General features: G+C 70.8%; 12 protein-coding genes. 8 read left to right on the forward strand and 4 right to left on the reverse strand.

Annotation, left to right across the window (positions count from 1 at the left end; translation table 11 throughout):
- The first annotated feature begins 4 nt into the window (after positions 1-4).
- The 4 genes from OG747_RS16445 (at position 5) to OG747_RS16460 (ending at position 2,832) form a co-directional block, all read left to right on the forward strand.
- Positions 5-1,597: an acyl-CoA carboxylase subunit beta gene (locus tag OG747_RS16445; protein WP_405880087.1), complete on the forward strand. Its 1,593-nt coding sequence runs from the start codon at positions 5-7 to the stop codon at positions 1,595-1,597.
- Between the two features lie 24 nt (positions 1,598-1,621).
- Positions 1,622-1,831, forward strand: a complete 210-nt coding sequence (locus OG747_RS16450) for an acyl-CoA carboxylase epsilon subunit (protein WP_405880088.1) — start codon at positions 1,622-1,624, stop codon at positions 1,829-1,831.
- A gap of 185 nt (positions 1,832-2,016) precedes the next feature.
- Positions 2,017-2,145 (forward strand): morphogenic membrane protein MmpB, encoded by a 129-nt coding sequence (gene mmpB, locus OG747_RS16455; protein WP_405880089.1) that lies wholly within the window; start codon positions 2,017-2,019, stop codon positions 2,143-2,145.
- Between the two features lie 66 nt (positions 2,146-2,211).
- Positions 2,212-2,832 carry a Maf family protein gene (locus OG747_RS16460; protein WP_405880090.1) on the forward strand — a complete coding sequence of 207 codons (621 nt, stop codon included), beginning with the start codon at positions 2,212-2,214 and terminating at the stop codon, positions 2,830-2,832.
- On the opposite strand, the gene OG747_RS16465 is transcribed toward OG747_RS16460, so the two are convergent.
- Complete coding sequence (locus OG747_RS16465; protein WP_405880091.1) at positions 2,833-3,354, reverse strand: hypothetical protein; 522 nt, start codon at positions 3,352-3,354, stop codon at positions 2,833-2,835.
- 355 nt (positions 3,355-3,709) lie between these two features.
- On the opposite strand from OG747_RS16465, the gene OG747_RS16470 reads away from it, so the two are divergent.
- Complete coding sequence (locus tag OG747_RS16470; protein ID WP_405880092.1) at positions 3,710-5,482, forward strand: acetyl/propionyl/methylcrotonyl-CoA carboxylase subunit alpha; 1,773 nt, start codon at positions 3,710-3,712, stop codon at positions 5,480-5,482.
- A 159-nt stretch (positions 5,483-5,641) separates the two neighbouring features.
- Here OG747_RS16470 and OG747_RS16475 read toward each other — a convergent pair whose 3' ends face one another.
- From OG747_RS16475 to OG747_RS16485, 3 genes are all read right to left on the reverse strand, one after another.
- Positions 5,642-6,874: an AI-2E family transporter gene (locus tag OG747_RS16475; RefSeq protein WP_405880093.1), complete on the reverse strand. Its 1,233-nt coding sequence runs from the start codon at positions 6,872-6,874 to the stop codon at positions 5,642-5,644.
- A 402-nt stretch (positions 6,875-7,276) separates the two neighbouring features.
- Positions 7,277-8,236 carry a DeoR/GlpR family DNA-binding transcription regulator gene (locus OG747_RS16480; RefSeq protein ID WP_405880094.1) on the reverse strand — a complete coding sequence of 320 codons (960 nt, stop codon included), beginning with the start codon at positions 8,234-8,236 and terminating at the stop codon, positions 7,277-7,279.
- 167 nt (positions 8,237-8,403) lie between these two features.
- Positions 8,404-9,852: an NAD(P)H-quinone dehydrogenase gene (locus tag OG747_RS16485; RefSeq protein WP_405880095.1), complete on the reverse strand. Its 1,449-nt coding sequence runs from the start codon at positions 9,850-9,852 to the stop codon at positions 8,404-8,406.
- A 107-nt stretch (positions 9,853-9,959) separates the two neighbouring features.
- On the opposite strand from OG747_RS16485, the gene OG747_RS16490 reads away from it, so the two are divergent.
- From OG747_RS16490 to OG747_RS16500, 3 genes are all read left to right on the forward strand, one after another.
- The gene (locus OG747_RS16490; protein WP_405880096.1) at positions 9,960-10,397 is read left to right on the forward strand and encodes a gamma-glutamylcyclotransferase; all 438 of its coding nucleotides are present in this window, start codon (positions 9,960-9,962) and stop codon (positions 10,395-10,397) included.
- A 174-nt stretch (positions 10,398-10,571) separates the two neighbouring features.
- Positions 10,572-11,396, forward strand: a complete 825-nt coding sequence (locus tag OG747_RS16495) for a purine-nucleoside phosphorylase (protein WP_405880097.1) — start codon at positions 10,572-10,574, stop codon at positions 11,394-11,396.
- Between the two features lie 237 nt (positions 11,397-11,633).
- Positions 11,634-13,274, forward strand: coding sequence for a phospho-sugar mutase (locus OG747_RS16500; protein ID WP_405880098.1), 1,641 nt, complete (start codon positions 11,634-11,636; stop codon positions 13,272-13,274).
- Positions 13,275-13,318 lie beyond the last annotated feature (44 nt).

Below are 13,318 nucleotides of genomic sequence, written 5' to 3' on the forward strand. Positions count from 1 at the left end.
CCCGATGTCCGAGCCGGAAGAGCTGCACCACCCCGACATCCACACGACCGCGGGCAAGCTCGCGGACTTGCGGCGCCGCGTCCAGGAAGCGACGCACGCCGGCTCGGCGCGCGCTGTCGAAAAGCAGCACGCCAAGGGCAAACTGACGGCCCGTGAGCGGATCGAGCTGCTGCTCGACGAGGGCTCGTTCGTCGAGCTGGACGAGTTCGCGCAGCACCGCTCGACCGACTTCGGCATGGAGAACAACCGCCCGTACGGCGACGGTGTCGTCACCGGTTACGGCATGGTCGACGGCCGCCCGGTCGCGGTCTTCTCGCAGGACTTCACGGTCTTCGGCGGCGCCCTGGGCGAGGTCTTCGGCCAGAAAATCATGAAGGTGATGGACTTCGCGCTGAAGACAGGCTGTCCGGTCATCGGCATCAACGACTCCGGCGGCGCCCGCATCCAGGAGGGCGTCAGCGCGCTCGGTATGTACGGCGAGATCTTCCGCCGCAACACGCACGCGTCCGGCGTCATCCCGCAGATCTCGCTCGTCGTCGGCCCCTGCGCGGGCGGCGCGGTCTACTCCCCCGCGATCACCGACTTCACGGTGATGGTCGACCAGACCTCGCACATGTTCATCACCGGCCCGGACGTCATCAAGACGGTGACGGGCGAGGACGTCGGCTTCGAGGAGCTCGGCGGCGCGCGCACCCACAACGCGGTGTCGGGCGTGGCCCACCACATGGCGGGCGACGAGAAGGACGCCATCGAGTACGTCAAGCAACTGCTGTCGTACCTGCCGTCCAACAACCTCAGCGAGCCCCCGGTCTTCCCGGAGGAGGCGGACCTCGCCCTCACCGACGAGGACCGCGAGCTGGACGAGATCGTGCCGGACAGCGCGAACCAGCCGTACGACATGCACGCGGTGATCGAACACATCCTGGACGACGCCGAGTTCTTCGAGACCCAGGCGCTGTTCGCGCCGAACATCCTCACCGGTTTCGGGCGGGTCGAGGGCCGCCCGGTGGGCATCGTCGCCAACCAGCCGATGCAGTTCGCCGGCTGCCTGGACATCGACGCGTCCGAGAAGGCGGCCCGCTTCGTGCGCACCTGCGACGCCTTCAACGTTCCCGTCATCACCTTCGTGGACGTCCCCGGCTTCCTCCCGGGCGTCGACCAGGAGCACACGGGCATCATCCGCCGCGGCGCCAAGCTGATCTACGCGTACGCCGAGGCGACCGTCCCCCTCATCACGGTCATCACCCGCAAGGCCTTCGGCGGCGCGTACGACGTCATGGGTTCCAAGCACCTGGGCGCCGACCTCAACCTCGCCTGGCCGACCGCCCAGATCGCGGTGATGGGCGCGCAGGGCGCGGTGAACATCCTGCACCGCCGCACCATCGCCGCCGCCGAGGACCAGAACGCCACCCGGGCCCGGCTGATCCAGGAGTACGAGGACGCGCTCCTCAACCCCTACACGGCGGCCCAGCGCGGCTACATCGACGCGGTGATCACGCCGTCCGACACCCGCTCCCACGTCGTACGGGGCCTGCGTCAGCTGCGCACGAAGCGGGAATCACTCCCTCCGAAGAAGCACGGCAACATCCCGCTCTAGAACCCCGGACCCTTGGGAGCAGACATGACGATCAAGGTCGTACGGGGCAATCCGACCCCCGAGGAGCTGGCCGCCGCCCTGGCGGTGGTCCGAGCGCGCGCCGCGGCGGCGACCACCACGCCGTCCGGCGCGCCCGGCACCAGGGACTCCTGGTCAGACCCGTCCCGCATAGCCGCCCAGCACCTGCCCCAGCCGGGCCCCACGGCCTGGACCCGCACGTACTGGCCGGCCTAGCCACCTACTGACCGCGCCGGCTGGAGCGCCCCGTAAGGGGCGCGAGGCTGTGACATGTGCGGCTCCGCCGCGTGGGCGCGACCAGCCCCACCGGCCCGCGCTCACAAACGGCTTCACCCGGGTCGAGGACAAGTTGAGTACGCGTACTCAGGCGCCCGCACCCTGACCGCCGCACGATCGAAGGCATGCTGTGGTCCGACCCCGAGAACGAGCCGCCCAAGGAACTGCGCGACATGCAGGACATGTTGCGGCGGCTGGGTCTTCTCATGGCGTTGGCCATGCTGCTCGCGATGATCGTCCTGGGTGTGATGTGAGCCGAGGCGGTGCTGTACGAGGCGGTGCCATACGAGGCGGTACGGCCACGCCGATACCCTGACCGCATGACTGATCAGCCGCGCCGCCGCCTCGTGCTCGCCTCGCAGTCCCCCGCCCGGCTCGGACTCCTGCGTCAGGCCGGACTCGACCCCGAGGTGATCGTGAGCGGGGTCGACGAGGACGCCGTCTCCGCCCCCACCCCCGCCGAACTCGCGCTCGCCCTGGCCGAGGCCAAGGCCTCCGTCGTGGCCGCGAAACCCGAGGTCCAGGGCGCCCTGGTGATCGGCTGCGACTCGGTCCTCGACCTCGACGGCGAGGCGCTGGGCAAGCCCGCGGACGCCGAGGAGGCCACCGCGCGCTGGAAGTCGATGCGCGGCCGGGCCGGAACCCTCCAGACGGGGCACTGCGTCTACGACACGGCGGCCAAGCGGTACGCGTCGGGGACCGCGTCCACCGTGGTCCGCTTCGGCGAGCCGACCGACGCCGAGATCGCCGCGTACGTCGCCTCGGGCGAACCGCTGCACGTCGCCGGGGCCTTCACGCTCGACGGCCTCTCGGCCCCGTTCATCGAGGGCATCGACGGCGACCACGGCAATGTCATCGGCATCTCACTGCCGCTGGTACGCCGACTGCTGGCCGAGCTGGGCGTCAGCATCACGGAGCTGTGGACACCGCGAGAGACGTGATCAGGAGGCGGAGGGCGCCGGGGGAGCCGTGACCGGGCTTCCCCCATTGTCTGCGTTCGTGTCTGTGTTCGCGCCACCGTTGCCGTCCTGACCGCCCTTGCCGTTCTCCGGCGCGGCGTCGGCAGGACCCTCCCCCGGGTCGAACGCCATCAGGGTGAACACGATCAGCCCGAACACCACCATCATGAAGGCGAACGCGCCCCAGCCCACCAGGCCCACCGTGAACGCGCCGAGCAGAGCGTGCGCCACGGCGGCGCTGATCAGCAGGATGCGGCCGAAGAGGCCCGGGGCGCGGTCGCGCACCGCGACGAGCAGCACGGCGACCCCGCACAGCGCGAAGTAGAGGCCGAAGACCAACCCCCCGACCTTCGACGAGACGGACATCATGTCCGAGTCGAGCCCCGCCAGGGACATGTCCTGGTGGTCGATGACCACGCCGAGGAACCAGTTCAGCAGCGCGATGCCGATCGCTTCCACGAAGAGAACGATCGCCGCCACCCACGCCAGCGGTCTGCGCACCACCGGTCCCCACCCACTTCCCAGTGCTGTTACCCCGAGTATGTTCGGGACATCCCGAACGCTACTAACGGGTAAACGCCGGGACAAGGGTTCCGCCGCGGGCAAAGAATCGTTGGGCCATTCGTAGGGACTCCACAAAGAAACGCTGTGCGGCGCGGCACGGCCGCACAGAGACCTTGGCCACACAGGAGGACTAGGGTTCACCCAAGGATTCCTGCGTACCGCGGTGTGACAAGGGATCTCGCGGGTCGAGCGGGCCTCGAATCACGCTCCGTGTGGGCAAGCTCACCATTGGGGACGGGTCGAAAGGTCGTGTCGGCAGTCCCTAAACTCGGCTTGTTTCAAGGAGGGAGCCATCGTGCGCAAGGTGCTCATCGCCAACCGTGGCGAAATCGCTGTCCGCGTGGCCCGGGCGTGCCGGGATGCCGGGATCGCGAGCGTTGCCGTGTATGCGGAACCGGACCGGGACGCGTCGCATGTCCGAGCGGCGGACGAGGCGTTCGCATTGGGCGGTGACACCCCGGCCACCAGTTACCTGGACATTGCCAAGGTGCTGCAGGCCGCCAAGGACTCGGGGGCCGATGCCATCCACCCCGGTTACGGCTTCCTGTCCGAGAACGCGGAGTTCGCGCAGGCGGTCCTGGACGCCGGGCTGATCTGGATCGGCCCGCCGCCGCAGGCCATCCGCGACCTCGGTGACAAGGTCGCCGCCCGGCACATCGCCCAGCGCGCCGGCGCCCCCCTGGTCGCCGGCACCCCCGACCCGGTCTCCGGCGCCGACGAGGTCGTCGCGTTCGCCCAGGAGCACGGGCTGCCGATCGCGATCAAGGCCGCCTTCGGCGGTGGCGGGCGCGGGCTGAAGGTGGCCCGCACCCTCGAAGAGGTCCCCGAGCTGTACGAGTCCGCCGTCCGCGAGGCCGTCGCCGCGTTCGGCCGCGGTGAGTGCTTCGTCGAGCGCTACCTCGACAAGCCCCGCCACGTCGAGACCCAGTGCCTGGCCGACACCCACGGCAACGTGGTCGTCGTCTCCACCCGTGACTGCTCGCTGCAGCGCCGCCACCAGAAGCTCGTCGAGGAGGCCCCCGCGCCGTTCCTGTCCGACGAGCAGGTCGCCGAGCTGTACTCCTCCTCGAAGGCCATCCTGAAGGAGGCCGGATACGTCGGCGCGGGCACGGTCGAATTCCTGGTCGGCATGGACGGCACGATCTCCTTCCTTGAGGTCAACACCCGCCTCCAGGTCGAACACCCCGTCACCGAGGAAGTCGCCGGGATCGACCTGGTCCGCGAGATGTTCCGCATCGCCGACGGCGAGGAACTCGGCTACAGCGACCCCGCACTGCGCGGCCACTCCTTCGAGTTCCGTATCAACGGCGAGGACCCGGGACGGGGCTTCCTCCCCGCCCCCGGCACCGTGACGCTGTTCGCCCCGCCCTCCGGCCCCGGCGTCCGCCTGGACGCGGGCGTCGAGTCCGGCAGTGTCATCGGCCCGGCCTGGGACTCCCTCCTCGCCAAACTGATCGTCACCGGCGCCACCCGCGAGCAGGCGCTGCAGCGCGCCGCCCGCGCCCTCGAGGAGTTCACCGTCGAGGGCATGGCGACCGCCATCCCGTTCCACCGCGCGGTGGTGAAGGACCCGGCGTTCGCCCCCGAGCTGACCGGCTCCACCGACCCGTTCACGGTCCACACCCGCTGGATCGAGACCGAGTTCGTCAACGAGATCCCCGTCTTCGCGGCCCCCGCGGACACGGAGACCGACGAGGAGACGGGCCGCGAGACGGTCATCGTCGAGGTCGGCGGCAAGCGCCTGGAGGTCTCCCTCCCGTCGTCGCTGGGCATGTCGCTGGCCCGCACCGGCCTCGCCGCGGGCGCCAAGCCCAAGCGCCGCGCCGCCAAGAAGTCCGGCCCGGTCGCCTCCGGCGACACCCTCGCCTCGCCCATGCAGGGCACGATCGTCAAGGTCGCGGTCGAGGAGGGCCAGGAGGTCAAGGAAGGCGACCTGGTCGTCGTCCTGGAGGCCATGAAGATGGAGCAGCCCCTCAACGCGCACCGCTCCGGCACCATCAAGGGCCTGAGCGCGGAGGTCGGCGCGTCCGTCACGTCGGGCGCCGTGATCTGCGAGATCAAGGACTGACACCCGGTCCTACGACATCCGAGGCGCCCGGCGGACCGAGCAGTCAGTCCGCCGGGCGCTTCGGTTTCCCCCGTCGCGGGCGGTGGCGGGGAGCTGCAGGAAAGCGGGGAGCCGCAGGAAAGCGCTCGCACCTGCGTCGGCCGGGTGACCGCCCATGTGTCAGCCGGGTGACCGCCCGGGGTGGTCCGGCTCGGGCGGGGCGCGCATCTCGCTGATCACGGACCAGGCGACCGAGACCATGGGCACGGCCACGACCGCGCCGATCACGCCGGCCAGGATGCCGCCCCCGATGACGGACACGGCCACCACCACGGGGTGCAGCCGGACCGCCCAGCTCATCACCAGCGGATGCAGTACATGGCCCTCGATCTGGCCGACGACCACGATCAGGGCGAGCACCGCGAGCGCGACGACCGGCCCCCGCGAGGCGAGCGCGACGACCGTGGCCACGGCCAGCGCGATGGGCGAGCCCACCAGGGGGATGAACGCGGCGAAGAACTCCAGCAGGGTCAGCGGCAGGGCCAGCGGCACGCGCAGCGCGAACAGGGCGATCCCGACCAGTACGGCGTTGGTGGCGGCCACGATGATGATGCCCCGTGTGTACCCGGCGAACGTCCGCCACGCCGCCCGTCCCGCACGGCCCCACGGGTCCCGCGCCTCCTCCGGCAGCAGGCCCTGGAACCAGCTCCAGAACTTGTCCCCGGAGTGGATGAAGAACAGCGAACAGAACAGCGCGAGCACCGCTCCGGTGAGCACCTCCAACGCCCGCCCGGCACCGCTGAGCGCGCTGCTGATCAGTATGGAACGGTGCTCCGAGACGAACGTCGTCACCTTGCCCTGAAGATTCGACAGCACGGTGGGGCGGACGCGGAAGGGAGGGCCCTCCAGCCACCGCTGGATCCGCCCGATGCCCCCGGCGAACTGCTGCCCCAACTGGCCCGACTCGCCCGCCACCAGGCTGCCGACCAGCGCCAGCAGCCCCAGCAGCAGCACCAGGCTCCCCAGGACGCTCACCACGACGGCCGCGGGCCTGGGCAGCCATCGCGCCAGCAGGTCGGCGGGCGGCCGCAGCACCGAGGTCACGACCAGCGCGAGGAACAGCGCCACGGCGACCAGCTGCAACCGCCCCAGGATCTTGAAGCCCGCGTACACGACCGCCCCGAGGACGAGGAGCCGCCAGGCGTACGCCGCGGCCACCCGCAGGCCCTGGTGCACGACCACGCCGTCGCCGTCCCCGGCACGCCGCATCGCCGTCCCGGCCTTGCGTGCCCGCGCCACCGCCCCCACTGCACGGGCGGGCCGGCTCCCCAGGACGACGTACCGCATCCGTCGTCGGTGCGAACGACGCGATCCGTCGTTCACCTGTGCGTCACCGCCTCCCGTCGTCGTCATGGACAGCGTGAGGGTGCACAAGGAGACGCCGCAAGCCGGGGCACGCATGGACAGAGGGGGACATCCCAAGAAGCGGCCTGGCGGAATGGCCGCACACCCTCCTCGCCCGTGCGAGTGAGAACCCACTCTGGAGGGTGAGCGCCGACCCGGGCGGGTGGGTACCGACCCGGGCGGGTGTTGGCGCATCCCGGTCGGCGTGGTGGGGGGTCTGGCCGGTGCCCCGGGGGCCATGGTGTGTGGCCCGGCGAATGTGACACTTGCGCGGCGAGTGTCACATTCCCGCGGCCGACCACCCGGCCGCAGCCGTTTCGCCAACGGCACCCCTGGAGGCCCGAGGCCCGGCCCCGTCACCGTCGAGGCACACCGAGGCGAGGCAAGGCAAGGGGACGGGAGGGGACGGGGTCAGCGGCGGCGCAAATCCGCCACCCGCGCCCGCTCGCCGGGCGACTGCTCGCCCAGAACGGTAGCGCTGCGCAACTGCGGCCCCGCTCCCGGAACTTGGCGGCGCGGACCGGGGAGCGGCATGTCCCGGCGTGGCTGGCGCCCCGCCGGGACGGTATCTCCTCCCGTACCACCGCCCGACTGCCCGGCCACCGCGATCTGCACGCCCTGGTCCGCCAGGGCCTGCAGTTCGGTGACCGCGCGGTCGTCGTGCGCGGGCGGCTCGTCCGTGACCAGGCGGGTGATCAGATCGGTCGGCACCGTCTGGAACATGGTGTCGGTGCCGAGCTTGGTGTGGTCGGCGAGGACGACGACCTCCGCGGCGGCCTGCACCAACGCGCGGTCGACGGACGCCGACAGCATGTTGGAGGTGGACAGGCCGCGCTCGGCGGTCAGCCCACTGCCGGAGAGGAAGGCCCGCGAGACCCGCAACCCCTGGAGGGACTGCTCGGCGCCGCTGCCCACCAGGGCGTAGTTGGAACCGCGCAGGGTGCCGCCGGTCATCACGACCTCGACGCGGTTGGCATGGGCCAGCGCCTGCGCCACCAGCAGGGAGTTGGTGACGACGGTCAGCCCGGGCACCCGCGCGAGCCGGCGCGCCAGCTCCTGCGTGGTGGTGCCCGCCCCCACCACGATGGCCTCGCCCTCTTCGACGAGACCCGCGGCGAGATCGGCGATGGCCGTCTTCTCGGCGGTCGCGAGATGCGATTTCTGCGGAAAGCCGGACTCCCGCGTAAACCCGCCCGGCAATACCGCACCGCCATGCCGGCGGTCGAGGAGTCCTTCTGCCTCCAGTGCGCGCACGTCCCGCCGTACGGTCACTTCGGAGGTCTGGACGACGCGGGCGAGCTCACGGAGCGACACGGCCCCGTTCGCTCGCACCATTTCGAGGATCAATTGGCGACGTTCTGCAGCGAACACGAAACTGACAGTAACCCCAACGACCGTCTGCTTTCAGCAGTTTGCGCCGAATAACAGAAGTTGTTCGCACGGCAGTACGCGAAGTGGTATACACGCCTACTCACGCCGCCTATGCCGCACGAATGGTCGACAACTCCCCGTGACCAGCGGGAAGTCGGGGTGTGGGGTCAGGCTTCGTCGCCCAACTTCCGCGTGTGCAACTGCCGTGCCACCTCGGCGATCGAGCCCGAAAGGGAGGGGTACACGGTGAACGCGTTCGCGATCTGTTCGACCGTCAGATTGTTGTCGACCGCGATCGAGATGGGATGGATCAGTTCCGAGGCGCGCGGCGCGACGACCACACCACCGACGACGATCCCGGTGCCGGGGCGGCAGAAGATCTTGACGAAGCCGTCCCGGATGCCCTGCATCTTGGCGCGCGGGTTGCGCAGCAGGGGCAGCTTGACGACCCGAGCGTCGATCTTGCCCGCGTCGACGTCAGCCTGCGAGTAGCCGACGGTGGCGATCTCGGGGTCGGTGAAGACGTTGGACGACACCGTCTTCAGGTTCAGCGGAGCGACCGCGTCGCCCAGGAAGTGGTACATGGCGATACGTCCCTGCATCGCCGCCACCGAGGCGAGAGCGAAGACGCCGGTCACGTCACCGGCGGCGTACACGCCCGGGGCCGTGGTCCTGGAGACCTTGTCGGTCCAGATGTGCCCGGAGTCCCTGACCTTGACCCCGGCCTCCTCCAGGCCCATCCCGCTGCTGTTGGGAATGGCGCCGACCGCCATCAGACAGTGCGAGCCGCTGATGACCCGGCCGTCGGAGAGCGTGACCTCGACCCGGTCACCGACCCGCTTGGCGGCCTCGGCGCGGGAGCGGGCCATGACGTTCATGCCGCGGCGCCGGAACACGTCCTCCAGGACGGCGGCGGCGTCCGGGTCCTCGCCCGGCAGCACCCGGTCACGGCTGGAAACGAGCGTGACGCGCGATCCGAGCGCCTGGTAGGCGCCGGCGAACTCCGCACCGGTGACACCGGACCCGACGACGATGAGCTCCTCGGGAAGCTCGTCGAGGTCGTAGACCTGTGTCCAGTTCAGTATCCGCTCGCCGTCCGGCTGCGCGTCGGGCAGCTCACGCGGGTGACCACCGGTCGCGATCAGCACGGCGTCGGCGGTGAGCGTCTCCTCGGTGCCGTCCGCGGCCCGTACGACGACCTTGCGCGACCCGTCCAGGGCCTGCATGCCCGCGAGCCGCCCGCGCCCGCGCAGCACCCGCGCACCGGCCCGGGTCACGGAGGCGGTGATGTCGTGCGACTGCGCGAGGGCCAGCCGCTTCACACGCCGGTTGACCTTCCCGAGGTCGACGCCGACGACCCGGGCGGCCTGCTCCATGGGCGGGGTGTCATCGGCGACGATGATCCCCAGCTCCTCGTACGACGAATCGAAGGTGGTCATCACCTCGGCCGTAGCGATAAGGGTCTTCGACGGCACGCAGTCGGTGAGCACCGACGCCCCGCCCAGACCGTCGCAGTCGACGACGGTCACCTCCGCGCCGAGCTGGGCGGCTACCAGCGCCGCCTCATATCCGCCGGGTCCGCCACCGATGATCACGATCCGAGTCACGTACTCCATTGTCCCGCACGGTTCAAGGTGCTTCCGCCCCAGGGCCCCGACTCTGTACATCCGAGCTCCTTCTGTTACGCAAGAGACGTACGTGTCGCTGCCGTACCCTCGACCCCATGTCGCTCTACGCCGCGTACGCCGGCAATCTCGACCCGCGGCTCATGACGCGCCGCGCCCCGCACTCGCCGCTACGCGCCACGGGCTGGCTGAACGGCTGGCGGCTGACGTTCGGGGGCGAGCACATGGGCTGGGAAGGCGCGCTGGCGACCCTCGTCGAGGCGCCCCGCTCACAGGTCTTCGTGGCGCTGTACGACATCGCCCCCCTGGACGAGGACTCCATGGACCGCTGGGAGGGCGTGGGCCTCGACGTCTACCGCCGGATGCGCGTACGGGTGCACACGCTAGAGGGTGAGGAACCCGCGTGGGTGTACGTACTGAACGGGTACGAGGGCGGACTCCCCTCCGCGCGCTACCTCGGCGAGCTCGCCGACGCGGCGGAGTCGGCCGGGGCGCCCCACGACTATGTGATGGAGCTCCGCAAGCGCCCTTGCTGAGGGCACCCCCGGCGCCCTCAGGAAAGGTCCTGGTCGGAAACGACGGTCCTCCTCTGCGCACTCCTCGTCGGAAACGACGGGCCACCTCTTCGTTGGAAACGACAAGACAACGATCGCAAGACGGTGACCTCCGTCATCTACGCGCGTAGGCCTGGACCAGCTACCCTCATGCGCGTGAACGCATCTCTTCTTCCGGACGACATCCAGGGCGACCCCCACGCCGCCGCCGACGCCGCCGCCACCCGCCTGCGCGAGCTCACGGGCGCCGAGACCCACGACGTCGCGCTCGTGATGGGCTCCGGCTGGGCTCCGGCCGTGGACGCCCTCGGCACCCCCGAGGCCGAGTTCCAGGTCACCGAGCTGCCCGGGTTCCCCCCGCCGGCGGTCGAGGGGCACGGCGGCAAGATCCGCTCGTACAAGATCGGCGACAAGCGGGCCCTGGTCTTCCTGGGCCGCACCCACTACTACGAGGGCCGCGGTGTCGCCGCCGTCGCGCACGGTGTCCGTACGGCCGTCGCCGCGGGCTGCAAGACCATCGTGCTCACCAACGGCTGCGGCGGCCTGCGCGCGGACATGCGCCCCGGCCAGCCTGTGCTGATCAGCGACCACATCAACCTGACGGCGACGTCCCCCATCGTCGGGGCGAACTTCGTCGACCTCACCGACCTCTACTCGCCGCGGCTGCGCACCCTGTGCAAGGAGATCGACCCCTCCCTGGAGGAGGGCGTCTACGCGCAGTTCACCGGGCCGCACTACGAGACGCCGGCCGAGATCCGGATGGCCCGTGTCCTCGGCGCGGACCTGGTGGGCATGTCGACGGTCCTCGAGGCCATCGCCGCACGCGAGGCCGGTGCGGAGGTCCTCGGGATCTCCCTCGTCACCAACCTCGCCGCCGGTATGACGGGTGAGCCCCTCAACCACGAGGAGGTCCTCCAGGCGGGCCGCGACTCCGCCACCCGCATGGGCGCCCTCCTCACCCAGGTCCTGGACCGCCTGTAGCCGGACGGGCTGGATGATGCAGGCCTGCGCCCCGCAAGGGGCGCGGGGCTGTGCCATTGCGCGGCTCCGCCGCGTGGGCGCGCCCAGCCCCCACCACCCGCAGCAGAAGAACGACCCCCGGGGTCCGGGGCGGGAGCCCCAGGTCGAGGATGGGACGGAAAGGGACGGCGGGGGCGAGAAAAAGCGCCCCGGCCCGGGTACACAGCAAGGCACCACCAACAGAGAGGTACACCCGACGTGCAGGACGAACTCATCGCACGGGCCGAGGCCTGGCTGGCCGAGGACCCCGACGCGGAGACCCGTGAGGAACTCGCGGGGCTCATCGACGCCAAGGACGTCACCGAGCTCACCGCACGCTTCGGCGGCACCCTCCAGTTCGGCACCGCCGGCCTCCGCGGCGAACTCGGCGCGGGCCCGATGCGCATGAACCGCGCGGTGGTCATCCGCGCCGCCGCCGGCCTGGCCGCGTACCTCAAGAAGAAGGGCCGGACGGACGGCCTCGTCGTCGTCGGTTACGACGCCCGCCACAAGTCCGCCGACTTCGCCCGCGACACCGCCGCGGTGATGACGGGCGCGGGCCTGCGCGCCGCCGTACTCCCCCGCCCCCTCCCCACCCCCGTACTGGCGTACGCCATAAGGCACCTCGGCGCCGTGGCCGGCGTGGAGGTCACCGCCAGCCACAACCCGCCCCGCGACAACGGCTACAAGGTCTACCTCGGCGACGGTTCACAGATCGTCCCCCCGACCGATGCCGAGATCGCCGCGGAGATCGACGCCATCGGCAGCCTCGCCGACGTCCCCCGCCCGGACAGCGGCTGGGAGATCCTCGACGAGGGCGTCCTGAACGCCTACCTGGCCCGTACGGACGCCGTACTCGCCCAGGACTCCCCCCGCACCGCCCGCACCGTCTACACGGCCATGCACGGCGTCGGCAAGGACGTCCTGCTCGCCGCCTTCGCCCGCGCCGGCTTCCCGGAGCCCGTCCTCGTCGCCGAGCAGGCCGAACCGGACCCCGACTTCCCCACCGTCGCCTTCCCCAACCCGGAAGAGCCCGGCGCGATGGACCTCGCCTTCGCGAAGGCCCGCGAGACGGACCCCGACCTGATCATCGCCAACGACCCGGACGCGGACCGCTGCGCGGCGGCCGTCAAGGAGGACCGGGCAGGAGGGGACTGGCGGATGCTGCGGGGCGACGAGGTCGGCGCGCTGCTCGCCCAGCACCTGGTCGACCGCGGCGCGCGCGGCACCTTCGCGGAGTCGATCGTCTCCTCCTCCCTCCTCGGCCGGATCGCCGAGAAGGCGGGCCTCCCGTACGAGGAGACCCTCACCGGCTTCAAGTGGATCGCCCGTGTGGAGGGCCTGCGCTACGGCTACGAGGAGGCGCTCGGCTACTGCGTCGACCCGGACGGCGTACGCGACAAGGACGGCATCACGGCGGCGCTCCTCATCACGGAACTCGCCTCCGAGCTGAAGGAAGAAGGCCGCACCCTCCTCGACCTCCTCGACGACATCGCCGTGGAGCACGGTCTGCACGCCACGGACCAGCTCTCGGTCCGCGTGGAGGACCTGTCGATCATCGCCGACGCCATGCACCGGCTGCGCGAACAGCCCCCGACGCGGCTGGCGGGCCTGCCCATCACCAAGTCCGAGGACCTGACGAAGGGCACGGACAGGCTCCCGCCGACGGACGGGCTGCGCTACACGCTGGACGGCGCCCGCGTCATCGTCCGCCCCAGCGGCACCGAGCCGAAGCTGAAGTGCTACCTGGAGGTCGTGGTCCCGGTCGGCTCGCACGCCGAGCTGCCCGCGGCCCGCACCAAGGCCGCCGAGCTGCTGGCGGCGATCAAGCGGGACCTGTCGGCGGCGGCCGGCATCTGACACACCGTCTCCGTGCGGGCCCAGGTCCAGGACTCAGCCACTTA

The sequence above is a fragment of the Streptomyces sp. NBC_01384 genome, assembly GCF_045040035.1.
In the GTDB taxonomy this organism is placed as follows: domain Bacteria; phylum Actinomycetota; class Actinomycetes; order Streptomycetales; family Streptomycetaceae; genus Streptomyces.

What these genes read in the sequence shown, in the direction of transcription:
- OG747_RS16485 (WP_405880095.1), bottom strand. Translation starts at nt 9,852, where the DNA reads ATGGAGTACGTGACTCGGATCGTGATCATCGGTGGCGGACCCGGCGGA.
- mmpB (WP_405880089.1), top strand. Translation starts at nt 2,017, where the DNA reads ATGCTGTGGTCCGACCCCGAGAACGAGCCGCCCAAGGAACTGCGCGAC.
- OG747_RS16460 (WP_405880090.1), top strand. Translation starts at nt 2,212, where the DNA reads ATGACTGATCAGCCGCGCCGCCGCCTCGTGCTCGCCTCGCAGTCCCCC.
- OG747_RS16450 (WP_405880088.1), top strand. Translation starts at nt 1,622, where the DNA reads ATGACGATCAAGGTCGTACGGGGCAATCCGACCCCCGAGGAGCTGGCC.
- OG747_RS16475 (WP_405880093.1), bottom strand. Translation starts at nt 6,874, where the DNA reads ATGACGACGACGGGAGGCGGTGACGCACAGGTGAACGACGGATCGCGT.
- OG747_RS16490 (WP_405880096.1), top strand. Translation starts at nt 9,960, where the DNA reads ATGTCGCTCTACGCCGCGTACGCCGGCAATCTCGACCCGCGGCTCATG.
- OG747_RS16445 (WP_405880087.1), top strand. Translation starts at nt 5, where the DNA reads ATGTCCGAGCCGGAAGAGCTGCACCACCCCGACATCCACACGACCGCG.